Here is a 22,215-nt window from a genome sequence, read left to right as displayed (position 1 = left end):
GTGTGATTCTCCTTGTTCTCCGTATGCTCCGGTTTATATGTCAACTATCATGGCTCGAGAAAGGTGATACGTCAACAAGAGGAAGTTCTGATGGGCCCAAGGGCGCCTACCGGGCTCCTATACTCAGGAACGAAGGAGGCACAGTGACAGAGGATCGCACCGTTTGGCTGGACGACCACCAACAGCGGGTTTGGCGCCTGTGGTTGGAGGTGACGACCGCCCTGCCAGCTGTGCTCAATCGTCAACTGTCGCGCGACTCACAGCTGTCCGTGCAGGACTTTGAGGTCCTCGTCCGACTGTCGGAGACCGACGACGACGAGATGAGAGTCGTCGCACTGTCTGAGCACATGGGATGGGAACGGTCGAGGCTGTCCCATCACCTCACTCGTATGGAGAAGCGTGGCCTCGTCGAGCGTCGCATCTGCTGCTCCGACGGCCGGGGAGCCATCATCCACCTCACTGACCAGGGCATGAAGGCGTTGCAGCAGGCCGCTCCCGGACACGCTGCCCTGGTGCGTCGGGTTGTTTTCGGTGGTTTGGATCATGGTCATCTCAACGACCTGGAGACCATTCTCAGTCGCATCTGCGACGGCCTCACCGAGGAGGAGAAGAGCCAGCTGGGCGACGCCGACTGACCCCCAGCAGCTGAGTCGGGTCAGCTGCGTCCCGTCCCACCTACGGAAACGCCAATCTCCATACCGTGGACTCGGTCCTAACATCAGCCCCACCCACACGCAGGTGAGGAGCGACCATGGCCACACAGACGACGGGCGTCACTCAGACGTCCACGGACCCCGCAGGATGCAAGCCCCGGATGAAGGGCCGCCATCTTGTGATGATGAGCTTGGGATCGGCTATCGGGACCGGGCTCTTCGTCGGTTCTGGCAAGGGGGTTGCGGCGGCCGGTCCGGCCACCTTGGTGGCGTACGTCGTCGCCGGTCTACTCGTGATTGCCATCATGTACATGCTCGGCGAGATGGTTGCGGCCCATCCCGATTCCGGTGCCTTCTCGGTCTACACCTCGCGAGCCATGGGCCCGGCCGCCGGATTCGCAATGGGCTGGGTCTGGTGGATCGAGTTGGTCATCGTCGTCGCGGCCGAGGCGATCGCAGCCGCCTCAACCCTTGTCGCCATGTGGCCGATAGCACCGGTGTGGCTACTCACACTTATCTTCCTGGTCGTCCTGACGGCCGTCAACTTGCTCGGGGTCGACCGATTCGGGGAGTTCGAGTTCTGGTTCGCACTGCTCAAGGTGGCAGCAGTTCTCGTCTTCCTCGTCATCGGTGTGCTGCTCATCTGTGGCGTACTGGCAGCCCCCGCGGCCGGAGCGTCCAACCTCGTCGGACACGGTGGGTTCATGCCCAATGGGTGGTCCGGCATCGCGGCCGCCCTCCTCATGGTGACCTTCAGCTTCGGCGGTATCGAGATCATGGCCGTGGCAGCCGCCGAGACAGAGGACCCAGCCCGAAACGTGTCCCGAGCGGTGCGCACCATCGTGTGGAGGATCCTGCTGTTCTACATGGGGTCGGTGGCCATCATGGTCATCGCGGTTCCCTGGGACGACCCCAAACTCGGCACCTCCCCCTTCGTCGCCGTGCTTGATCGCGCCGGTATCCCCGCTGCGTCCGAGGTCATGACTCTGGTCATCGTGCTCGCCCTGCTCAGCTCCCTCAATGCCAACCTCTACGGCGCAGCCCGAATGCTCGGCTCCCTGGCAGAGCGAGGCATGGCCCCCCGCGCCGCGATGCGAACGAGGGGACGCTCGGTGCCTGCAATGGCCGTACTCGCCAGTGTGCTCTTCGGATTCTGCTGCGTGCTGGCGACCTTTTGGTGGGGTGACACTGTGCTCGGCACCCTGCTCAACATCGTCGGCTCGACGATCATCGTCACCTACTTCTTCACCATTTGTTCCCAGTACGTGCTGCGTCGTCAGGTCGAGCGCGAGGGCACTCCGCTACCGATGCGAATCAAGGGATTCCCGGTGGTGTCCTGGGCCGCGATGATTCTGTTGGTGAGCATCATGGTGCTGGGGATGTTCGCTCCCGACGTGCGCGCCCAATTGTTGTCAACGGGAGCTCTTGTCGTCGTGCTGTACCTCGTCGGGATCGCTTGGTCGCTCCACGATGGACGCAGCCCGTTCCGCCCCACGACTGATTGAGATCGGACTGGCGTGCCGAGAACCGGCTTCTACGGCAGGGTGTTCGTCTTTCCGTCGGTTTTCTTGGTCGCCGGCTTCTTGATGGACGGCTTCGGGCTGGCCGCCTCGTCCTCGGACTTGACCTCGGCCGGCTTCGTGACACGACCCATGGCGTGGACACGACGGCCCTCCAGACGGTCCTTGAGCTGGGAGGTGTAGATCGAGATGTCTCCGACGACCCGTCCAGCCACGGCGACGGCGATCATGCCGGGAGCCAGCATCGACAGGTTTCCGGTCATCTCGCCAACCATGAGAAGCATGCCGAGCGGTGCGTGGGCCACCGATCCGAAGCAGGCAATCATGCCGACGATGACGAAGCTCATCGGGGAGGAGGGAATCCCTGGAAGCCCCTCGAGAAGACGCCACAGCGCAGCTCCGGTGGCGCCGCCGATGACCATGCCGGGGCCGAAGACGCCACCCGAACCGCCTGAGCCGATCGACAGGGTCGTCGAGAGGACCTTGGCGAACGGGATGGCCAGCACCATGAGCAGGGGCATGCGCATGAGGTTGTCGGCGAACATCTCCTGTTGCACCGATCCGTAACCGGTTCCCAGGGCAGCCGGAATGACCAGGCCGAGCAGGCCGACGCCGAGGCCACCGATGGCCGGGACGAGCCAGCCGGGAACCTTCTCGAGTCGGTCGAAGAACCTGGTGCCGCCGTAGAAGACGTCGACGTAGAACTTGCCCATGAGACCGGCAGCCAGACCGAGCAGGACGTACCAGATGAGCTGTAGGGGCTGGGAGAACTGCACTCCACTCAGCGATCCGAAGATCGGCTCGAATCCGTAGACCGATCCGAAGACGACGAAGGCGACGATCGAGGACACCAGGGACGGCATGATCGCGTCGGACTCCAGGTCGTCGCGATAGAGCAGCTCAGCACCCAGCAGAGCACCACCCAACGGGGCACGGAAGATCGCTCCGATACCCGAGGCAGTTGCTGCCGAGACGGCGATGCGGGCGTCCGGTGTGGCGATCTTGAGCTTCTTGCACAGCGAGGAGATGACGGTCGCGCTGATCTGGGCGGTGGGGCCCTCACGTCCACCAGAGCCTCCGGAACCGATCATGAGCGACGAGGCGATGATCTTGACGGCCGCGACCTTGCCCTTGAGCGCCGTCGGGTCGTGATGGACAGCGTGAATGGCGTTGTCAGTGCCGTGGCCCTTGGCAGTGGGAGCGACGAAGTACACCAGGATGCTCGAGACCAGCGCGCCACCGGTGACGACCAGTGGGATGGCCCAGGGTCGGGTGAGGCCGGTTCCCGGATTACCGTCTCCCTCACCGAGGGTGCCCGGCGGGGTATATCCGCCCAAGGTCTCCAGCAAGTAGTGGGTCCCGGTTTCCAGACAGAAGAAGAAGATGATGGCGCCGATGCCCGAGACGATGCCGATGACCGTGCCCATGAGCAGCCATCGGTTGAGGGAGTCTCGGAAGGCCTTGGGTCGGTGCGGGACGAGGGCACGGCGCAGACGTCTCAGACGCTTGGCCCACGCGGCCCGTGTCTCGGGATGGACGACGGTCTCGGTCATTGCTGGCTGGAGTCCTCTGCACAGGAGCGGTTGGAAGTGGGAGTGCCGTGGCCACTGGCCTCGGCGGCGCGGGTGAACAGGGTGAACCCGGTGACGACGATCTCGATCTCTCCCGGTTCCAGCTGGCTGAGCAGGTCAATGAGCTGACGTCGACGATGTTCGTTGACGGCTTGTACCAGTTTCGAGCCACGCGGGGTGAGGGAGAGCACGTTGGCGCGACGGTCATCAGGGTCGGGGGAGCGGTCGATGAGGTTCTTGGCGACGAGGCGTTCGACCATCCGCGCGATGGTCGAGGAGTGGACCTCCAGGTCGCGAGCCAGGTCGACCCCGCGTGTCACCCCTGCGTCGATGAGAACGAGAAGTCGGTACTGGGGGGCACTGACATCCTCGGCAAGCTCGGCGAGGGATCGGGCCGCGACGTCGACGAGGGCCCATGACGCCTGAAGTGCCTTCTCGACATCGGCATGGTCGGGGTTCAGCCCCTCCGATTTCGTTGCACCCTGCGAAATCTGCACAGTGGAATTGTTGCACACTGCATCAATTTGTGCGATGCCCTGTTTCGATGGGTCGTGTTCACCTACAGTGATGCCATGGCTCGCATCATCGTCACCGCACCGCAGCTCATGTCCGTTGTCAACGAGGAACTCCCCGGTCATGAGATCGTGGGCGGCGACCATTTCATGGATCGCCAGGAACTCGCCGACCAGATCGTCACCGCCGACGCACTCCTGACCAGCCTGTCCGACCCCCTCGACGCCGAGATGATCGGGAAGGGTGAGAAACTCAGGGTCATCGGACAGTGCGCCGCAGGGTTCAACAACATTGACCTTGACGCCGCCAGGCAAGCCGGAGTGGTCGTGACTTCGACCCCAGGTGTCCTCCATGAGGCCACTGCTGATCTTGCGTTCACCCTGCTGCTTGAGGTCACCCGCCGCACCGGCGAGGCGGAGCGTTGGGTGCGCGCCGGCAAGGCCTGGCGTTACGACCACACCTTCATGTTGGGTGCTGGTCTGCAGGGAGCCACCCTCGGCATCATCGGCCTGGGGCAGATCGGCGAGGCTATGGCCCGACGCGCTGCTGCATTTGGCATGAACGTCATCTACAACGCTCGTCACGAGAAGGACGTCGCAGCGATCGACGCCGTCAATCCGAGCACCCAGCCGACTCGTCGTGTCGAGCTCAACGAGCTCCTCGCCACCTCTGACGCCGTCTCCCTGCACTGCCCGCTCACCGACCAGACCCGCCATGTCATCGACGCTGACGCCCTGGCCACCATGAAGGAGACTGCCTACCTCGTCAACACCGCACGTGGTGCCTGTGTCGACGAAGCTGCTCTCGTCCAGGCTCTCAAGGCTGGGTCGATCGCCGGTGCCGGCCTGGACGTGTTCGAGGACGAGCCGACAATCACTGGGGATCTGATGACGATGGAGAACGTCGTATTGCTGCCGCACATCGGATCAGCTGCCCTGCCGACCCGCGAGGCCATGAGTCGGCTGGCTGCGCGCAACATCGCGAAGGTGCTGTCGGGGGAGCCGGCCGAGACTCCGGTGGAGTGACCCGTTCGCTTACAGCGTTGTTGCAGCAAGCCCGATTCCCGACAGTAGGCCCCTGCTGTCGGGAATCGGGCTCAACTCTGTTCGGCGACAGCGAGGGGACCACGTGATGACGCGGTAGGAATTGTCCCAAGGTGAGGATGAGTGGTTATTCACACAATTGTCCTTCTTGTCTTTCTATTATTTAAACAAGTTATTTTTTGCCTAAATTGCGACGCCAGAGGCGAGGTGTAATCGGGTGAAAACCGCGCCATGAAGCCGTTTGCACGTCTGTTCCCAAGGGTCTGCACGAACATGCACAAAAGCCGGTTCTGGTGGTTGTGGCCCATTATTTTCCCTAACCTTGATAAGTACCTGGCAACGGTGGCGGGGCACCGAGAACCCCTTGCGCCACACCCCACATGCCGGATGGTTTCGAAGGGAGCATTCAATGAGGACCATGGACGCAGACGTCGTCGTCATCGGTGGCGGTGCCACCGGTGCGGGCGTCGTGCGGGACGTCGCGATGCGTGGATACCGCGCCGTTCTGTTGGACAAGGCCGACCTCGGCCAAGGGACGACCGGTCGGTACCACGGCCTGCTCCACTCCGGTGGCCGTTACGTCGTGTCTGATCCCGGGTCGGCGACGGAGTGCGCCGAGGAGAACGCAATTGTCACTCGCATCCACGCCGACGCCGTGGAGAAGACCGGTGGACTCTTCGTGGTCACCCCGGAGGACGACCTGGAGTTCTCCGATCAGTGGATCGAGGGTGCCAGGAAGTCGAAGGTTCCCTTCGAGGAGATCTCCACTGCTGAGGCGCTGCGCCGCGAGCCCCGCGTGAACCCCGGCATCAAGCGTGCCTTCGCCGTTCAGGACGGTTCGGTCGACGGCTGGCAGATGGTCTGGGGAGCTGCTCACTCCGCTATCGAGTACGGCGCCAAGGTGATGACCTACACCGCCGTCACCGAGATCATCCGTGAGGGCGACCAGATCACCGCGGTCGTCGCACACGACCTCAAGCACGACGAGCAGATCCGCATCGACTGCAAGTTCGTCATCAACACCGCCGGCCCGTGGGCCGGACGTATTGCCGAGCTCGTCGGCTGTCACGACGTCGATGTCGTCCCCGGCCGCGGCATCATGATCGCCATGAATCACCGTCTGGTGAACACGGTCGTCAACCGCTGTATCTACCCGACTGACGGCGACATCCTCGTACCGGTGCACACCGTGTCGATCATCGGCACCACTGACGTCAAAGCTGACGATCCAGAGCGTCTGTCCATCCCGCGCAACGAGGTGCAGCAGATGCTTGACTCTGGAGAGGCCCTGGTCCCCGGATTCCGCGAGGCCCGTGCCGTGCACGCCTGGGCCGGTGCCCGCCCGCTGTTCAAGGACAAGCGAGTCGCAGCCACCGACACCCGTCACATGTCCCGCGGTATGAGCATCCTCGACCACGGTTCCCGCGACGGTGTCAATGGCATCGTGTCGATCATTGGCGGCAAGCTCACCACCTACCGTCTGATGGCCCAGAACGTCGTCGACGTCATGTGTGAGCAGCTTGGTGACGACCGTCCCTGCCGCACCGCCGAGGAGGCCGTGCCCGGTTCGACCGTCGGCAAGAACTACCTCATCACCCATCGTCTGGGCGAGAACGAGGAGCGTCGCGCCAGCACCGGCCTGGTTCGCGGTGGCGATCCCGAAGCCGTCCCGATGTCCAAGAAGCTCGACGACCAGATCATCTGTGAGTGTGAGCTGATGAGCCGCAAGATGTTCACCGACTTGCTGGCCGAGCAGCCCGACGCCACCTTCGACGACCTGCGTCGTCAGCTGCGTCTGGGCATGGGCCCCTGCCAGGGCGGCTTCTGCTCAATGCGCGCCACCGGCGTTGCCGTCGAGGAGGGTAGCATCGACGCCGAGCGCGCCACCGGTCTGCTGCGTCTGTTCCTCAAGAACCGGTGGATCGGCCTGTGGCCGATCCTCTACGGCGAGCAGGTTCGTCAGACTGTCCTCGATGACTGGATCTTCCAGGGCACCTTCGACGTCGAGCACCTTCCCACCCCGCAGCAGGAGGTCGAGCTGTGAGCACCGCAACCGTTACCACCTCATCGCCGACCTCCGACCGCTTCAAGGCGCCGCACGTCGTCGTTGTCGGATCGGGCTTGGCCGGCCTGACCACCGCCCTGCGTCTTCGCCGTGGTGGCGCCCGTGTGACCCTCGTCACCAAGGGTGTCGGCGGCCTGCAGCTGGGCCAGGGCACCATAGACGTCCTTGGTTACACCCCTGAGCGCGTCGAGAAGCCTTACGAGGCCGTCAGGAAGTACGCCTCCGAGCATCCCGAGCACCCCTACGCCAAGATCGGCGTGGAAGCTGTCAAGGAGGGCATCGACTTCCTGCGTGAGGTCGTCGGTGAGTCCTTCCTGGTCGGCGACGCCGAGTCGACGATCAATCTGCCGACCGCTGTTGGCGCGATCCGTCCCACCGCCCTGGTCCCGCCGTCGATGATCAACGGCAACCTCAAGGACGGCGACAAGGTCGTCGTCATCGGTCTGGCCCAGTACAAGGACTTCCACGCAGGCCTCATCGCCCAGAACATCGATCGCACCGAGCTGCCCGGCGGTGGCCACGCCTCCGCCCGCGCCGTCGTCGTCGACTTCGAGCCCCGCAAGGGTGAGTATGACGCCACCGGCTTGAACATGGCGCGCTCCCTCGACAACGCTCGTGCCCGTCGGGTGTTGGCCGAGGGCCTCAAGGGATTCGTCAACCCCGGTGAGATCGTCGCCCTGCCGGCCGTCCTCGGTATCGACAGCCACGCCGAGGTTCTTGCTGATTTCAGCAAGATCCTCGGAGCCAAGGTGTTCGAGATCGCGTCCCTGCCGCCCTGCGTGCCAGGCATGCGTCTCAACAACAAGCTCGTCGTGACCGCCAAGAACGAGCGCGTCGATTACGTGCTCGGCTCCAAGGTCACCGGCTGCAAGGTCGTCGACGGCAAGGTCGTCTCCGTGCATGTCGGCACTGCCGGCGCCGGCAAGGACATCAAGGCGGACGCCGTCGTCCTCGCTGGTGGTGGCTTCGAGTCCGGAGCCCTCAAGCTCGACTCCCACGGCAAGCTGCACGAGACCATCCTCGACCTCCCGGTCACCATGCCGGAGGGCGTCGAGGAGGAAGACCTGGTCCACGGTGACTATTGGGGTTCCCCGCAGCCGCTCTTCCTGTGTGGCGTCCAGGTGGACGAGAACATGCTCGTCACCTACCAGGGCAAGCCCGTCCATTCCAATGTCTACGCTTCCGGTGGCGTGATCGCCGGCGCCACCAGGTGGCAGGAGAAGTCGGGTGAGGGCATCGCCCTCGGCTCGGCCATCAAGGCCGCCGATGCCATCCTGTCGTCGGTCGGGGCGGCTGCTGCGACCAAGGAAAGGAACTGATCATGGGTGTTATCGAGGAGACATTCGCCGGACACGAGGTCTCGCGCCAGTCGCTCGACGCCTGCGTCAAGTGCACGATCTGCGAGACGATGTGCCCGGTCGCCAAGGCCACCCCGCTCTACACCGGTCCGAAGTACAACGGCCCGCAGGGTGAGCGTTACCGTGACGGAGCGTCCGTTGACCACTCCCTGGAGTGGTGCAACTTCTGCGGCATCTGCACCCTGCACTGTCCGCAGGGCGTGAAGATCGCGGAGCTCAACGAGCAGGCCGCCATGAAGATGAAGCACCAGAATGGTGTTCCGCTGCGTGACCGCCTCATTCCGCTGACCACCCTCGAGGGACGCGTGCTGTCCCCGATCGCTCCGCTGGCCAACTGGGGCCTCAAGCAGAAGCCGATCCGTATCGCTGTCGAGAAGATCATCAAGGTCCATCGTGACGCCCCGATGCCGATCGCTCAGACCGAGACCCTCAGCAAGTGGATGCGCCACCACAAGCCGGCCAAGCCGGCCACCAAGGGTCCGATCGTCTTCTTCCAGGGCTGCGCCGGTGGCTACTTCGAGACCGAGACCTCCAAGAAGTCCATCGAGGTGCTCGAGCACCTGGGCTATGAGGTCCTCGTCCCGAAGCAGGGCTGCTGTGGTCTGGCGAAGCAGTCGAACGGCCTCTTCGAGGGTGCCACCAAGGACATCCTCAACCTGTGCGACAAGATCATCAGCCTCGGCAAGGGACTGACGATCGTGTCCTCGTCGGGTTCCTGCGTCGGCATGATGAAGCACGAGGCCCACGAGATCATGGGTGTTGACGATCCTCGTCTGCACGACGTGTCGGTGCGCTCCCGGGACTTCTCGGAGTTCCTCATGGACGAGTACCGCAATGGTGAGCTTGATGCCTCGCAGTTCCGTCCGATCGACATCACGGTTCCTTATCACCAGCCCTGCCAGGTCAAGAGCCAGGGCATGGGGTTCCCGGCCGTGCAGCTCATGGAGCTCATCCCGGGTGTCAAGGTGCTGGAGTCCAACGAGCCGTGCTGTGGCATCGCCGGTACCTACGGACTGAAGGCCGAGCGCTACGAGGTTGCTCAGAAGATCGGTGCAGGTGTGTTCAAGCACATGCAGGATCACAACGAGGGCATCGGCGTCTGCGACACCGAGACCTGCCGTTGGCAGATCTCGAAGTCCTCGGGAGTCAAGATCGTCCATCCGGTGTGGTTGCTTCACCACTCCCTCGGACTGTCGGACAACCTGCTCGACTGATCGAAACCTACTGAGTCGAACCGCTCTTCGATGGCGTGGGGCTCAGTTTCGCCGGACCTCCTGTGATCCGGAGTCGGCCGGGACCTGCTGTGGGGGCGGGTCCCGGCCTTTTACGTGCTCGTGGTGGTGATCTTGGTGTTTGGGATCGTGGCTGGCGCGCTTCGTGACCCTGGTGGGGCCGGTGCCCTTGACTCACGTTCGTACCGTGTGTCGAAAATTCCCGGCTCACGAAGGGTTCCATCACTCCAGTGATGAGGCCCCCGGTGGGCCGGGATTTTTTGTCATCGTGACCGAGGAGCGTGGGCTCGGGGTGGCCGACGGGTCCTGATCGCCGTATGCCGCAGGCCGGATTCCTACTTCCGAGGCCCAGAAACAGTGGGGTCCTCGGGGATCCACCACCGCCAGGGGGCGTTGACATTTCTGCTGATCCCCACCCGGGGGCCTTGACGAAATTCGACGGGGCGGTCCGCGGGTTGGAGCCGCCAGCTGGATGTCGATGTGGCGTCGGGGTCGATGAGTTCCACCGGATCCCCCGACTCCTCGAGGGTTGCTCCCAGGGCCGAGCCCATGTTTCCCGGTCCGCAGGCGAGACGGTTCTCGGGGACCCCTCCGCGGCGAAGGCGAGCGTCGTCCTCGCCGGCGACCACTCGTCCGCCGCGCAGCAGGACCGCTGAGGCCACACCGTCGGGGGAGCAGACGAGGTTCACGCAGCGATGCATGCCATAGGACAGGTACACGTAGACGTGTGAAGGCGGTCCAAACATCACGCGGGCGCGTGGAGTCGGTCCACGGAAGGCATGGGACGCGGGATCGTCGAGTCCCATGTACGCCTCGACCTCAGTGAGACGAACTGCCACCGGTCCGTGCCAGATCGTCGCCCCGAGGAGCAGCGGGGCAACGTCGGTGGCGGGGGCCGAGAGGTCGATCATTCCTTGGTGTCGCACAGGAAGTGGCAGGCGGTGCACGTGGCACCAGTCACAGTGATGACGGCGGGCCATGCGCCGATCTTCTTCGCCAACCCGTGGGAGGCGCCAAAGGCACCCAGATAGGTCGCCCCCAGAATGCCGGCGATCGTCGGACCGCTCTTGGCGAGCCAGGTGCGCCCGGCCCAGCAACCGGCAGTTGCGAGCACCACTCCGCCGAGTCCCCGGACGCCGGTGGCGCGGGCGGTGAGCCAACCTCCGACCAGTCCCAGACCGGCGACCTCGGCGGTGTTGACGTCTTCAGCCTTGTTCAACTTCATAACCCGAGTCTAGGTACCGAACCGGGCGGTGCCACCCAGATGAAGATGAGAATAATAACCATCAAAATAGTTGTATATACAAGTGTCTTGATATACAGTAGTGGACATGAGCAAGAACGTGGAATCGGGGGAATTCGGCCCGTCGTTCGGCTGTTCTCCGCCTTGGCGAATCCGATTCGGGCACGGATTGTCAATCGCCTCACTGATGGTGAGGCATCGGTTGGAGAACTGTCGGAGATCGTCGGCGTCAAGCAGCCGCTGGTCTCCCATCACCTCAAGGTGTTGCGAAGCGCGCATCTCGTATCTGCGCGTAAGGACGGGCAGAAAGCCATGTACTCGCTCATTGACGACCATGTGGCGTCCATCTTTCTGGACGCCTTCAACCACATGAAGGAGCACGACCATGACTGTCACCACTGAGCATCGTTCCGCTGAGACCCACCACCACACCCACGGCCCGAACTGCGGCCACGAGGCTGTCATCCACCACGATCACGTGGACTACATTCATGGTGGCCATGCTCACCACGAGCACGACGGCCACTACGACGAGTGCACCACCTGTCAGTGTGGCCACTGTGACGATTCCTGTGCCAACTGCACCTGTGAGGATTGCACCTGCCCGACCTGCGATCACAAGACGTGCGAGTGTGGCCACTGCAGCGATTCCTGTGCCAACTGCACCTGCGAGGATTGCACCTGCCCGACCTGTCAGCACGCTGCCTGAGTTCTTTTTTCCAGTTACGCAAGTCAACTGAACCCCCGGTGAGCCGGGGGTTCAGTTGTGTTCTGAGCCATATGTAACGGTGCGAGTGACCTCTCGAGGAGCGTCAGAGGGTGATGACGACCTTGCCGATCATGCTGCCGGACTCGACGACCTCGGTGGCCTCGCGGACGTGCTGAGCCGTCAGTCCCTCGATGTGGCGGGTCATCGTCGGGCGAATCTGGCCGTTCTCCACCAGCTGTGCGATACGAGTGAGAGCCTGGCCCTGCTTGGCGACGTCCGCGGTGCCGAACTGAGGACGGGTGAACATCGACTCGCTGGCCACCGACAGCGATTTCGGCTTGAAGGCCATGAGGTCGAAGGAATCGGTGCCGTCAATCATGACGAGGTGGCCGAAGGGGGCCATGATCTCGGCCAGGGCCGATGCCGGCGGCGTGTAGGCCGACAGAATGCCGTCGAAACCGTCGATCCCGAGGCCCTTGACCTGCGGGGCCAGGGGCTCGCGGTGGTCGATGATCCCAGTGGCGCCCATGTCCTGACACCACTGGGCGGTTTCAGGACGCGAGGAGGTCGCGACGACCGGTCCGCTGGTGATGGCGCGGGCCAGCTGGATGGCCACGGACCCGACCCCGCCGGCCCCACCGATCATGAGGAAAGCCTTGTCGCTGCGCTGGTCCAGGGTCCCCAGGCCAATGTGATCGACGAGGGCTTCCCAGGACGTCAAGGAGGTCAGCGGCAGGGAGGCAGCCTCGGCAATCGTCAGGGACGACGGGCGCTTCGCGACGATCCGTGAATCCACCAGGGTGAACTGGGAGTAGGTGCCTGGAAGGTCTCGGCTCCCGGAGTGCCACACCTCGTCACCGACGGCGAAGTCGTGGACCTCGGAACCGACGGCACGCACGACGGAAGCGGCGTCGAAACCAAGTACCAGGGGCGTCGACGGGGTGCCAGCCCCCTTGCGTAGCTTGACGTCAATGGGGTTGACGGAGATCGCCTGCACCTCGACGAGGAGGTCGTGCGGGCCCGGTTCGGGCACCGGCAGGTCAATGTCAACGAAACACTCGGGATCGGTGACGGGGAGGGAGCGTGTGACGGCAACGGCATGCATGCTTTCCATGCTCCCACGGTAATGCCGAGCGGGTTGGCTGAGTACTGAGTCACGGTCTCAGCGCTGCATGTCGACGAATCGCGAGTAATGGCCCTGGAAGACGACCGGAACCGTTCGCGTCGGTCCATTACGGTGCTTGGCGACGATGATGTCGGCCTCACCTGCGCGCGGAGACTCCTTGTCATAAACGTCCTCGCGGTGCAGAAGGATGACGACGTCAGCATCCTGCTCCAGAGAACCCGACTCACGCAGGTCGCTCATCATCGGCTTCTTGTCATTGCGCTGCTCAGGTCCACGGTTGAGCTGGGAGAGGGCGACGACCGGGATCTCCAACTCCTTGGCCAGTAGTTTGATCTGACGTGAGAACTCGGAGACCTCGAGCTGACGAGACTCCACCTTCTTGCCGGAGGTCATGAGCTGCATGTAGTCGATGACGACGAGTTTGAGGTCGAACTTCTGCTTCATCCTACGGGCCTTGGCACGGATCTCCATCATCGTCAGGTTGGGCGAATCGTCGATGAAGAGCGGGGCCGACGAGATCTGCGTGGTCTTGTCGACCATGCGCTGCCAGTCCTCCTCGGAGAGACGTCCGGAGCGCATGCGCTGCAGCTCGATCCCGGCCTCGGCGGACAACAGCCTCATGACGATCTCGTTGCGCCCCATCTCGAGGCTGAAGATGGCTGCTGCCAGGTGGTTCCTGATCGCGGCGGCGCGGGCGAAGTCGAGGGCGAGGGTGGACTTACCCATGGCAGGACGGGCGGCGACGATGATCATCTGGCCGGGCATGAATCCATTGGTGAGCTCATCGAGGTCGGTGAATCCGGTGGGGGTGCCGGCCATGGCGTCGCCACGGGCCTCGATGGCCTCCAGCTCGTCGAAGGTGTTCTCGAAGAGCTCCGAGAGCGGGTGATAGTCCTCGCTGGTCTTGCGGGTGGAGACGTCGTAGAGGGTTTGCTGGGCGGCGTCGACGATGTCAGCGACCTCTCCCTGGCCCTGGTAGCCCATCTGGGCGATTCGGATCGACGCCTCGACGAGGCGACGCAGCACGGCCTTGTCGGCGACGATCTTGGCGTAATAGGCGGCGTTGGCGGTGACGGTGACGTTGCTCAGCAGCTCGGCGAGGTACAGACGTCCGCCAGCGCGTTCGAGTTCCCCGCGCCGATCGAGCTCGTCGGCGGTGGTGACGGTGTCCGCCGGGTCGCCGCGACCGTAGAGGTCGGTGATGGTATTGAAGATGAGCTCGTGTCCGGGCCGGTAGAAATCGACACCCTTGAGCTCCTCGACGACGTCGGCGATGGCGTCCTTGGAAGAGAGCATGGCCCCGAGGACGGACTTCTCGGCGTCGATGTCCTGGGGAGGGTTGCGGTCCAGGGGTGGTCCGGGTTCGGCGGGTGCGCTGGACATGGTTGCTCCTTCAGGGTGACACGGCGTGACGGATGGGTCGACGTTCGCCGTCGGGATGGGGACAACGTTCCCACCACGGTCCGACACTTCCCCGAGTGGGAGTGTGCCACGATTCGAGGTCGCCTGCAGAAGAGTTTTCCACAACCCTTGTGGGCAAGGAGTGGATGTGTGGGGACTGCCTGGGGAAAACGTGTGGATAACTCGGTGGATCTGGGGATACGGAGTGGAATACTCACCCAGAAACTGTGTTTGGCTAGGGGTTATGGGTGTGTTGTGAGGAATTGGACGAAAATTTTCGGCGTGTCGGGTTGGGGGATGGGTCGCGTTGCGGTTGTGAGTGACGGTGGTGTCACCAGCTCGGAAGTCCCCTCGAAGGTGACTTATCCACAGCGTCTGTGGATGGTGGTCAGCGGCTTGTGGGGCCGGTCAGGGGCGGGATTCGAGGAGACGGGCTGGTGGGTGCTGCCGTGTTGCGAAAACCCCTGACCCAGGAAATGTCGAGTTATGTGGGTGGACCGGAGAGGGGAGCCGGTAAAAATGATCAGCCGGTGCTGAAGTGTCGTGGAGGCGGCTGACATCGTGTCACCCCCGGGGTTCTGAAATGAGAGGACCATCCTCTTGCCTCATATACCCCCAGAGGGTATATTTTCATGTGGAGGAGGACCTATGGACCACTCGGATGACTGCTGCCACACCTCTGAGGCGCCCCCCGCTCATTCTGATGCCGAGAAGTCGGTGTCCAGCGAGGCGCGTGGAGCCTGCGGTTGCAATGACCATCCTCAACACGGGTATCTCGGTCACAAAGAGATGCACCTGCGACGCCTCAAGCGGATCGAGGGGCAGGTGCGAGGCCTGGAGAGAATGGTCAATGAGGAAAAGTACTGCATCGACATCCTGACCCAGGTCTCGGCAGTCACCTCGGCCCTGAAGTCCGTCTCCCTGGAGCTGTTGGCCGAGCACATGAGTCACTGTGTGGTTCGTGCCGCACAGGCCGGCGGACAGGAGGCCGAGGACAAGATCAGCGAGGCAAACCAGGCCATCGCCCGCCTCGTCAAGGCCTGATCCCAAGCACACTGGAGGAACAATGCACAAGACGTACACCATCAACGGAATGACCTGCGAGCACTGCGTCAAGGCCATCACCGAGGAGGTCTCGGTCATCGACGGCGTCGACAAGGTCACCGTCTCCCTGGAGTCCGGCTCCATGACGATTGACTCGGCCGAGGAGATCCCCTTCGGTCAAGTCGCCGACGCCGTTGACGAGGCCGGCGAGTACACCGTCGCCGAGGCTGCCTCCCTCGACACCGCCGGGCACCCCGGTGGTCAGTGCGGATGCGGTGGTCATGGACATGGCGCCCAGAGGACCGAGGAGTCCGGTTGCGGCTGTGGAAGCCACAAGCACTCCGACGAGGCCGTTGCCAAGCATGCCCAGCACGCCGAGAAGGGCGGCTGCGGCTGCGGCGGACACCGGGCCTGAGATTGCTCGGCTCGTCGTCCCATTTGAGACGGCATCCACTCGACTTCGGGCCCCGGGGTCTGATCGCACATCGCCGTCAGATCCCGACCCCCGAAGCCGACCTCCCCCCACAGCCCGTCGGCCTCCGAAGCCACTCGAGCGGTCGGATGATCCCGCCTGCCCCCGACGCCCAGGACTCCGACGGGTGGTCCACGAAGGAAGAACATGTCCACCCTCACCCACTCGGGAATCGCGCCTGAACCGGACGAGGAGACGGAGCCCACCTCCGTCGACCTCGACATCACCGGGATGAGTTGCGCTTCCTGCGCCGCCCGGATCACGAAGAAGCTCAACAAGGTTGACGGGGTTCAGGCCACCGTCAACTACGCCACCAGCAAGGCCCACGTCCTGACGACCGGGCCGGTCAGCGTCCACGACCTCATCGAGGTGGTCGAGGCAGCTGGATACGGCGCCGCCCTGCCTGAGCCGGCAGCACCTTCCGAGGATCACGCGGCGAAAATCCGCACCAAATTGATCGTTGCCGTCATCCTCGCGGTGCCGGTGATGCTGCTGTCGATGATTCCCGCCCTGCAGTTCGACGGCTGGCAGTGGCTCGCGCTCGCGCTCACCCTTCCGGTCGTGTTCTGGTGCGGTGCCGGCTTCCATCGAGCGGCATGGACGAATCTGCGACACGGTGCCACTACGATGGACACCCTCATCAGCCTGGGGTCGTTGGCCTCTCTGGGATGGTCGGTGTGGGGCCTGGTGTGGGGCAACGCCGGCGCGATCGGCATGCGACACCACATGACGTGGGCACTGCAACGCCCCGATCCCTCGTCGGCCATCTACTTGGAGGCGTCAGTCGGCGTCATCACCTTCATCCTCGTGGGTCGTTGGATTGAGGCTCGGAATCGTGCCGAGGCCGGATCTGCCCTGCAGGCCCTGTTGCAGATGGGCGCGAAGTCGGTGCGTGTCGTCCGTGACGGCCAGGAGGTCACGGTTCCCATCGAGGCCCTCAAGGTCGGTGACCATTTCGTGGTGCGGCCGGGGGAGAAGGTGGCTACCGACGGCCGGGTAGTCGAGGGGAGCTCGGCCATCGACGCATCCCTGGTCACCGGCGAATCCCTGCCGGTGGAGGTGGCGTCTGGGGACGACGTTGTCGGTGCCACCGTCAACACGTCAGGGCGTCTTGTCGTGGAGGCCACTGCGGTTGGCACGGACACCGAGTTGTGCCGCATCGCTTCTCTGGTCGAGGCCGCTCAAACCAGCCGTTCCGAGACCCAGGACCTCGCCGACCAGGTCTCCTCGATCTTCGTGCCGACGGTTCTCGCCATCGCCGTGGTAACGATGATCGTGTGGGGTCTGTTGGGGCAGGGGGTCACTGCTGCATTTACCGCGGGTGTCGCAGTGCTCATCATCGCCTGCCCCTGTGCGCTTGGCCTGGCAACCCCGATGGCTCTGCTCGCCGGTACCGGTCGAGGAGCAAGGTTGGGCATCGTCATCAAGGGGGCCCGATCCCTGGAGAGGGCTCGCGACATTGACGTCGTTGCGATGGACAAGACCGGGACCCTCACCACCGGGCAGATGGCCGTCACCCAGGTGTGGGACGAGTCCGGACGTGCGGTGCGTATTTCTGACAACCCGCCCGTCCTCGTTGTCGCGGCTGCGCTGGAGGCTGGGTCGGAGCACCCGATTTCGCGGGCTGTCGTCGAGGCATGTCCCGGAATCGCCCCCGCAGAGGACTTCCGGGCCTTGCCAGGACTCGGTGTCAGCGGTGTTGTTGACGGGTTGCCGACCAGAGCCGGCCGGGTGTCACTTTTCGACGCCATCCCCGACGAGCTGTCGAAAAATGTCGAGCAGACCCAGGCGGAGGGTCGCACGGTGCTCGTCGTGGGCCGAGGTGACGACATTCTCGGCGCCATCGCGGTGAGCGACGAGATCAAGCCGGAGGCCGTCATCGCCGTCAACCGCCTCCTTGGTGCCGGTGTACGTCCGGTGCTGGTAACCGGTGACAATTCCGGCGCTGCCGCACGCGTGGCCTCAGAACTGGGTATCGACGAGGTCATCAGCGAGGTCATGCCCGAGGACAAGGTTGACGTCGTCAAGGGACTGCAGGCTGACGAAACTCGCGTCGCGATGATGGGCGATGGCGTCAATGACGCCGCTGCCCTTCAGGCGGCAGATTTGGGGGTCGCCATGGGGACCGGGACCGACGTTGCCATCGCCGCCAGCGACATCGTCTGCACCCGAGGAGACCCGAGGCTCGCCGTCGAGGCCCTGTCCTTGGCGCACGCCACGGACCGCACCATTCGTCAGAACTTGTTCTGGGCCTTCGCCTACAACGTGGTGGCCATCCCGGTTGCCGCCGTGGGTCTGTTGAGTCCCGTCATCGCTGCCGCGGCGATGGCCTTCAGCTCGATTTTTGTGGTGACGAACTCGATGAGGCTGGTGCGCTGGCACCCGGAAGTGAGCGATTCAAACTGAGAAGCTGAGATGGGTTGGCTGGGTCCGCTCGCAGTGAGGCGGGGGCCACAAAACCGCTGCATGACGCGGTTTTTCGTGGGCCCGCTTCGGCTCGTCGCTCCGCCTGGACCTTGCGAGACGCACGTGAGGAGCGAGCGAATCTTAAGTTTCTCAGTAAATCTTTGGATTCTCCGGGTGAACTGTTCTAGGGTATAGCCCGTGCCTCCCACCGGGGGCACATTGGCGCATGTCAGATTTGGCTGACGCTGATCCCCGTACCGGGCCCTCGAGCCCCCGATACTGAAGTGGTCGAATGTCGAAAGTTGTAGCCTCCGCGATTGCCGGAGCCCTCAGCCTTACCTCGGCTGGTGGTCTCACGATGGTCCAGGCGCTTGATCGAGACACCGTGACCTTCTCCGTGGACGGAGTCTCCGAGCAGGGCAAGGTCAAGCCGGGCACGGTCAAGCAGGCCCTCGCCCAGCATGGGATCACTGTTGGCCCCCATGACGATGTCCAACCCTCGCTGGACTCCGAGATCCACGACGGTCAGGTCATCACCGTCAACTACGGACGCCGTGTCGTCGTCACCATCGACGGCAAGAAGGTGGTCCGGTGGACCACCGCCAAGAACGTTTCCGAGGTGCTGGATCAGCTGAACCAGTCCGATCCGGACAACCTCGTCTCGGTGTCGCGCTCCTTGGACATTTCCCGCACTGGTCTGTCCTTCTCCATGCAGACTGCCAAGGACGTCACCGTGACCGCTGGTGGCAAGACTCAGAAGGTCAGTGCGGTCGGGACTGTTGCCGATGCCCTCAAGGCTGCCAAGATTTCCGTCGACTCCAATGACGTCAGCAAGCCGGGTCTCGGCACCCCGCTGGCCGATGGCATGAAGATCACCCTGACCATGGTTGATCAGAAGTCCCAGAAGCGCCGCGTGGCAGTTCCCTTCTCCACTAAGAGGGTTGAGAACCCCTCGATGGCCAAGGGTGCGACCGAGATCGCCACCAAGGGCGTCAAGGGCACCAACGAGGAGACCTGGACCGTCGTCTACAAGGACGGCAAGAAGGTTTCCGAGAAGAAGGTTTCCACCAAGGTCGTCAAGGCCCCGGTGACCCAGGTCGTTAAGGTTGGTACGAAGAAGGCTGAGTCCTCGTCCGCCTCTTCCCGTTCGAACTCGAGATCGCGTTCGAATTCCGGATCCACTTCGAATGCTGGATCTCGTTCGAATTCCGGATCCGCCTCGAATCCGGTGACCAGCGGTAGCACCTGTGTGGCCTCCACCTACGGCGAGGGCGACGGCACCGCCGGTGGCCCCACCGCTTCCGGTGAGACCTTCGATCCGTCGGCCCTGACCGCTGCTTCGCGGACCCTCCCGCTGGGGTCCACGATCCGCGTCACCAACGTCAACAACGGCCGTACCGTGACCGTGCGTATCAATGACCGCGGTCCCTACGTCGGTGGACGTTGCCTCGATCTCTCGACCGCTGCGATGAATGCCATCGCTCCCGGACAGGGTCTGGTGACCGTCCGTTACAGCTGATCCAAGGCTTCGTGCGAAAGGCCCCGTCATCTGACGGGGCCTTTCGCATTGGTTTTGGGCTTGGGTGAGGACGCCCGTATCCGGGTGAGCCTCAGACGATGGGGAAGCAGACGTCGCAGACCGGATCTTCCATGCCGGTGGTGTCCCAATTGGCCCAGTAGACCTCGCGAGGGGCGTCAGTACGTACCATTCCGGCTTCCTCCAGCCAGGCGTCGAGGTCGTCGTAGATCTCGTCGATGTCGGGGTACTCGAGTTCGGCCTTGGTGACCGTCACCCAGGCCTCCCGATGGGTGTCCACGGTGCGTACGGTGACGTTCCCCGGCAGCACAGAGTCGTCAATGGAGCCCTGAATCGGCTGGCACACCTCGACGGTGCCGTTTTTCTCGGCGGTGAGGCCGTCGTGGTAGATGACGAAGGGGGAGGCCTTGTCGAGAGTGGGATCGCCGGGGGCGAGACGTTCTAGAGCCTTGAAGGCCTCATCCATGAACGGATCGAGTTCGTCGATGGACACCACCCGGGTCATCGAGATGACCCGGCAGGCCTCGACCTCCCTGATCTTGACCGGTCGATCCATCATTGACCTCCATTCGGCTGAGATGACTCAGCCGTCGAGTCCTTGGTCTGGGACGTCGCGTGACCGCTCTCAGATGTTTGGCTCAAGGCGCGGTGGCGTCCGTATTCGTCGAGGGTAGGCATGCCGTAGGCGCGGGCGGTCTGGTCGTGCAGCTCAATGACCTGACGACGAATCCGCTCGGAGAACTCGTGGGCAATCTCCCCGGCGACGGGGTCCATCGGGTGTCCGATCGCGACGTGGACCGGGGGACGACCCTTGGGGAGGCCCGCCTGCTCGGAAGGCATGGCAGCCCAGGCGCCTACCAGGGCAATCGGGATGACGGGAACCCCGCGCGAAATCGCCAGCGCGGCAGCGCCCGGCTTGAAGGTACCCATCGCTCCAGTGCGCGACCTTGTCCCCTCCGGGAAGATCAGCAGTGGGACGCCGTCGGTCAGCAGGGAACCTGCCATGCCGCGATGGGAGCGTGGGTTGCGAGCCCCTTGCTTGGTTTTCCCCTTGCCTCGGTCGACCGGGAATGCGTTGAAGAAGAGTACTGGCGCGACGGCCTTCCACCATGCGGTGAAGAAGTAGTCGGCTGCGGCTCCGGTTGCCAGATACTTGGAGAGTCGCTTCGGCAGTGCCCCGAAGACCAGCGGGGCATCGAGGTGGGAGGAGTGGTTCGCGACGGCCACGTAGGCGCCGTCGAGCCCGTCGAGATTGTCCGCGCCGTGCACGGACACCTTGACCAATTTCCACACCAGTGGCCGCAGCAGGAGCATGTTCGCTGCCTGCCGCGTCACAGCGGAAAGATCGTTGGTGTACCGGCCTCGGTCCTTGGTGGGCTTGACGCTGGCCATCTCAGGCCTCGCCTCCCGACGTGTGTTGTGGGTGTTCGTCCTTGTCCCGCGACGAGGACAGGGTTCGTGACAGGAATCTCATGGCGGATCGTGGGGTGTGAGTGGCCACTGCGATGAAGAACTTCCAGAGTGGGGTGGGGATGGACACCACCTTGCCATGATCGAGGTCATTGAGGGCTTCGCGTACCAGGGTCTCGGCGTCGATCCAGAAGAAGTCCGGCAGGTGGTTGGCGGTGACATTGGCGCGGGAGTGGAACTCGGTGTGGACCCACCCGGGGCACAGGGCCATGGCCTTGACGCCGGTGCCGGCAAGCTCATTGGCGAGGCCCTCGGTGAAGGTGAGCACCCACGCCTTGACGGCCGAGTAATTGCCGGTGTTGATCCAGGCGCTCGAGGAGGAGACGTTGAGGATGGCTCCGTGGCCGCGGGACTTCATGGCGCGCCCGGCTGCGGCCGAGAGCACCAGAACTGCCCGAATCATGACCTCGAAGGCGCGGTCCTGCAGTTCGAGGGCGTCAGGATCGAGGATCTTAGCGTGCACCGCGAAGCCGGCGTTGTTGACGAGCAGATCGACGTGGTGGGCGGGATCCTCGAGACGTGCGGCTATCCGATCGACGTCCTCGCGCTGCGAGAGGTCTGCCTCGATCGTCTCGACGGACACCCCGTAACGGGCTTCGACGTCCGCCTTGATGGTGGCCATCCGCTCGGTGTCGCGGGCGACGATCACGATGTCGTCGCCACGGGCAGCCAGTTGGGTGACGAACTCGCGGCCAATACCTGATGTTCCACCCGTGACCATGCTCGTTGCCATACCTTCCAATCTACGGCACTCGGGGGACGGTCACCATCTTCAAATGGACTTTCGTTGGCGTTCCGCTGAAGCGAGCAGCGTCAGTCACGGAACGGTCGGTTCCTCGTGGCACAGTGTTG

General features: G+C 63.6%; 21 protein-coding genes. 12 read left to right on the top strand and 9 right to left on the bottom strand.

Annotation, left to right across the window (positions count from 1 at the left end; all coding sequences use genetic code 11):
• The first annotated feature begins 143 nt into the window (after window positions 1-143).
• Window positions 144-635 (top strand): MarR family winged helix-turn-helix transcriptional regulator, encoded by a 492-nt coding sequence (locus tag AC6I1W_RS02090; RefSeq protein ID WP_065673103.1) that lies wholly within the window; start codon window positions 144-146, stop codon window positions 633-635.
• Window positions 636-751: 116 nt separating this feature from the next.
• Entirely contained in the window at window positions 752-2,158 is a 1,407-nt protein-coding gene (locus AC6I1W_RS02085; RefSeq protein WP_117189521.1) for an amino acid permease, read from the top strand.
• A gap of 29 nt (window positions 2,159-2,187) precedes the next feature.
• Here the strand turns inward: AC6I1W_RS02085 and AC6I1W_RS02080 are convergent, their stop codons facing one another.
• Together AC6I1W_RS02080 and AC6I1W_RS02075 are read right to left on the bottom strand one after the other, a co-directional pair.
• Window positions 2,188-3,726 (bottom strand): chloride channel protein, encoded by a 1,539-nt coding sequence (locus AC6I1W_RS02080; protein ID WP_117189520.1) that lies wholly within the window; start codon window positions 3,724-3,726, stop codon window positions 2,188-2,190.
• The gene (locus AC6I1W_RS02075) at window positions 3,723-4,241 is read right to left on the bottom strand and encodes a MarR family winged helix-turn-helix transcriptional regulator (protein WP_117189539.1); all 519 of its coding nucleotides are present in this window, start codon (window positions 4,239-4,241) and stop codon (window positions 3,723-3,725) included. The genes AC6I1W_RS02080 and AC6I1W_RS02075 overlap by 4 nt, the downstream gene beginning before the upstream one ends.
• A gap of 75 nt (window positions 4,242-4,316) precedes the next feature.
• Between AC6I1W_RS02075 and AC6I1W_RS02070 the strand changes: the two genes are divergently transcribed.
• From AC6I1W_RS02070 to AC6I1W_RS02055, 4 genes are all read left to right on the top strand, one after another.
• Window positions 4,317-5,282, top strand: a complete 966-nt coding sequence (locus tag AC6I1W_RS02070) for a 2-hydroxyacid dehydrogenase (protein WP_117189538.1) — start codon at window positions 4,317-4,319, stop codon at window positions 5,280-5,282.
• A 427-nt stretch (window positions 5,283-5,709) separates the two neighbouring features.
• Complete coding sequence (glpA, locus tag AC6I1W_RS02065) at window positions 5,710-7,344, top strand: anaerobic glycerol-3-phosphate dehydrogenase subunit GlpA (protein WP_117189519.1); 1,635 nt, start codon at window positions 5,710-5,712, stop codon at window positions 7,342-7,344.
• Window positions 7,341-8,684: a glycerol-3-phosphate dehydrogenase subunit GlpB gene (glpB, locus tag AC6I1W_RS02060; protein WP_065673107.1), complete on the top strand. Its 1,344-nt coding sequence runs from the start codon at window positions 7,341-7,343 to the stop codon at window positions 8,682-8,684. The genes glpA and glpB overlap by 4 nt, the downstream gene beginning before the upstream one ends.
• 2 nt (window positions 8,685-8,686) lie before the next feature.
• Window positions 8,687-9,937, top strand: coding sequence for an anaerobic glycerol-3-phosphate dehydrogenase subunit C (locus tag AC6I1W_RS02055; RefSeq protein ID WP_004809821.1), 1,251 nt, complete (start codon window positions 8,687-8,689; stop codon window positions 9,935-9,937).
• Window positions 9,938-10,290: 353 nt separating this feature from the next.
• Here AC6I1W_RS02055 and AC6I1W_RS02050 read toward each other — a convergent pair whose 3' ends face one another.
• Both AC6I1W_RS02050 and AC6I1W_RS02045 read right to left on the bottom strand, forming a co-directional pair.
• Window positions 10,291-10,866, bottom strand: a complete 576-nt coding sequence (locus AC6I1W_RS02050; protein WP_065673108.1) for a DNA-3-methyladenine glycosylase — start codon at window positions 10,864-10,866, stop codon at window positions 10,291-10,293.
• Complete coding sequence (locus AC6I1W_RS02045) at window positions 10,863-11,180, bottom strand: hypothetical protein (RefSeq protein WP_065673109.1); 318 nt, start codon at window positions 11,178-11,180, stop codon at window positions 10,863-10,865. The genes AC6I1W_RS02050 and AC6I1W_RS02045 overlap by 4 nt, the downstream gene beginning before the upstream one ends.
• 162 nt (window positions 11,181-11,342) lie before the next feature.
• Here AC6I1W_RS02045 and AC6I1W_RS02040 point away from each other — a divergent pair, with 162 nt between their 5' ends.
• Window positions 11,343-11,600: an ArsR/SmtB family transcription factor gene (locus AC6I1W_RS02040; RefSeq protein ID WP_253255526.1), complete on the top strand. Its 258-nt coding sequence runs from the start codon at window positions 11,343-11,345 to the stop codon at window positions 11,598-11,600.
• Window positions 11,584-11,907 (top strand): hypothetical protein, encoded by a 324-nt coding sequence (locus tag AC6I1W_RS02035; protein ID WP_065673110.1) that lies wholly within the window; start codon window positions 11,584-11,586, stop codon window positions 11,905-11,907. The genes AC6I1W_RS02040 and AC6I1W_RS02035 overlap by 17 nt, the downstream gene beginning before the upstream one ends.
• A 103-nt stretch (window positions 11,908-12,010) precedes the next feature.
• Here AC6I1W_RS02035 and AC6I1W_RS02030 read toward each other — a convergent pair whose 3' ends face one another.
• Together AC6I1W_RS02030 and dnaB are read right to left on the bottom strand one after the other, a co-directional pair.
• Complete coding sequence (locus AC6I1W_RS02030) at window positions 12,011-13,021, bottom strand: zinc-binding alcohol dehydrogenase family protein (protein WP_065673111.1); 1,011 nt, start codon at window positions 13,019-13,021, stop codon at window positions 12,011-12,013.
• Window positions 13,022-13,069: 48 nt separating this feature from the next.
• On the bottom strand, window positions 13,070-14,416 hold the full coding sequence (dnaB, locus tag AC6I1W_RS02025) for a replicative DNA helicase (RefSeq protein WP_270236984.1): 1,347 nt from the start codon (window positions 14,414-14,416) through the stop codon (window positions 13,070-13,072).
• Between the two features lie 666 nt (window positions 14,417-15,082).
• Here dnaB and AC6I1W_RS02020 point away from each other — a divergent pair.
• From AC6I1W_RS02020 to AC6I1W_RS02005, 4 genes are all read left to right on the top strand, one after another.
• Window positions 15,083-15,478, top strand: coding sequence for a metal-sensitive transcriptional regulator (locus AC6I1W_RS02020; protein WP_462553363.1), 396 nt, complete (start codon window positions 15,083-15,085; stop codon window positions 15,476-15,478).
• A gap of 22 nt (window positions 15,479-15,500) precedes the next feature.
• Window positions 15,501-15,893, top strand: a complete 393-nt coding sequence (locus AC6I1W_RS02015; protein WP_270236983.1) for a heavy-metal-associated domain-containing protein — start codon at window positions 15,501-15,503, stop codon at window positions 15,891-15,893.
• Between the two features lie 204 nt (window positions 15,894-16,097).
• Window positions 16,098-18,356, top strand: coding sequence for a heavy metal translocating P-type ATPase (locus AC6I1W_RS02010; RefSeq protein ID WP_270236981.1), 2,259 nt, complete (start codon window positions 16,098-16,100; stop codon window positions 18,354-18,356).
• 292 nt (window positions 18,357-18,648) lie between these two features.
• Complete coding sequence (locus AC6I1W_RS02005) at window positions 18,649-19,875, top strand: septal ring lytic transglycosylase RlpA family protein (RefSeq protein WP_065673114.1); 1,227 nt, start codon at window positions 18,649-18,651, stop codon at window positions 19,873-19,875.
• Between the two features lie 91 nt (window positions 19,876-19,966).
• On the opposite strand, the gene AC6I1W_RS02000 is transcribed toward AC6I1W_RS02005, so the two are convergent.
• Genes AC6I1W_RS02000 through AC6I1W_RS01990 form a run of 3 tightly spaced genes read right to left on the bottom strand, consistent with a single transcriptional unit; the run spans window position 19,967 to window position 22,096 of the window.
• On the bottom strand, window positions 19,967-20,449 hold the full coding sequence (locus AC6I1W_RS02000; RefSeq protein WP_015583627.1) for a GyrI-like domain-containing protein: 483 nt from the start codon (window positions 20,447-20,449) through the stop codon (window positions 19,967-19,969).
• Complete coding sequence (locus AC6I1W_RS01995) at window positions 20,449-21,285, bottom strand: lysophospholipid acyltransferase family protein (RefSeq protein WP_065673115.1); 837 nt, start codon at window positions 21,283-21,285, stop codon at window positions 20,449-20,451. The genes AC6I1W_RS02000 and AC6I1W_RS01995 overlap by 1 nt, the downstream gene beginning before the upstream one ends.
• A gap of 1 nt (window position 21,286) precedes the next feature.
• The gene (locus AC6I1W_RS01990) at window positions 21,287-22,096 is read right to left on the bottom strand and encodes an SDR family NAD(P)-dependent oxidoreductase (protein ID WP_036909910.1); all 810 of its coding nucleotides are present in this window, start codon (window positions 22,094-22,096) and stop codon (window positions 21,287-21,289) included.
• Window positions 22,097-22,215: the final 119 nt, after the last annotated feature.

The sequence above is a fragment of the Cutibacterium sp. KB22876 genome (assembly GCF_059728865.1).
The sequence above is the reverse complement of the archived record's forward strand: the minus strand, read 5'-3'. Positions and strand labels throughout refer to the sequence as shown.

What these genes read in the sequence shown, in the direction of transcription:
- AC6I1W_RS02085 (WP_117189521.1), top strand. Translation starts at nt 752, where the DNA reads ATGGCCACACAGACGACGGGCGTCACTCAGACGTCCACGGACCCCGCA.
- AC6I1W_RS02080 (WP_117189520.1), bottom strand. Translation starts at nt 3,726, where the DNA reads ATGACCGAGACCGTCGTCCATCCCGAGACACGGGCCGCGTGGGCCAAG.
- AC6I1W_RS02070 (WP_117189538.1), top strand. Translation starts at nt 4,317, where the DNA reads ATGGCTCGCATCATCGTCACCGCACCGCAGCTCATGTCCGTTGTCAAC.
- glpA (WP_117189519.1), top strand. Translation starts at nt 5,710, where the DNA reads ATGAGGACCATGGACGCAGACGTCGTCGTCATCGGTGGCGGTGCCACC.
- AC6I1W_RS02055 (WP_004809821.1), top strand. Translation starts at nt 8,687, where the DNA reads ATGGGTGTTATCGAGGAGACATTCGCCGGACACGAGGTCTCGCGCCAG.
- AC6I1W_RS02050 (WP_065673108.1), bottom strand. Translation starts at nt 10,866, where the DNA reads ATGATCGACCTCTCGGCCCCCGCCACCGACGTTGCCCCGCTGCTCCTC.
- AC6I1W_RS02045 (WP_065673109.1), bottom strand. Translation starts at nt 11,180, where the DNA reads ATGAAGTTGAACAAGGCTGAAGACGTCAACACCGCCGAGGTCGCCGGT.
- AC6I1W_RS02035 (WP_065673110.1), top strand. Translation starts at nt 11,584, where the DNA reads ATGACTGTCACCACTGAGCATCGTTCCGCTGAGACCCACCACCACACC.
- AC6I1W_RS02030 (WP_065673111.1), bottom strand. Translation starts at nt 13,021, where the DNA reads ATGGAAAGCATGCATGCCGTTGCCGTCACACGCTCCCTCCCCGTCACC.
- dnaB (WP_270236984.1), bottom strand. Translation starts at nt 14,416, where the DNA reads ATGTCCAGCGCACCCGCCGAACCCGGACCACCCCTGGACCGCAACCCT.
- AC6I1W_RS02020 (WP_462553363.1), top strand. Translation starts at nt 15,083, where the DNA reads ATGGACCACTCGGATGACTGCTGCCACACCTCTGAGGCGCCCCCCGCT.
- AC6I1W_RS02015 (WP_270236983.1), top strand. Translation starts at nt 15,501, where the DNA reads ATGCACAAGACGTACACCATCAACGGAATGACCTGCGAGCACTGCGTC.
- AC6I1W_RS02010 (WP_270236981.1), top strand. Translation starts at nt 16,098, where the DNA reads ATGTCCACCCTCACCCACTCGGGAATCGCGCCTGAACCGGACGAGGAG.
- AC6I1W_RS02005 (WP_065673114.1), top strand. Translation starts at nt 18,649, where the DNA reads ATGTCGAAAGTTGTAGCCTCCGCGATTGCCGGAGCCCTCAGCCTTACC.
- AC6I1W_RS02000 (WP_015583627.1), bottom strand. Translation starts at nt 20,449, where the DNA reads ATGGATCGACCGGTCAAGATCAGGGAGGTCGAGGCCTGCCGGGTCATC.
- AC6I1W_RS01995 (WP_065673115.1), bottom strand. Translation starts at nt 21,285, where the DNA reads ATGGCCAGCGTCAAGCCCACCAAGGACCGAGGCCGGTACACCAACGAT.
- AC6I1W_RS01990 (WP_036909910.1), bottom strand. Translation starts at nt 22,096, where the DNA reads ATGGCAACGAGCATGGTCACGGGTGGAACATCAGGTATTGGCCGCGAG.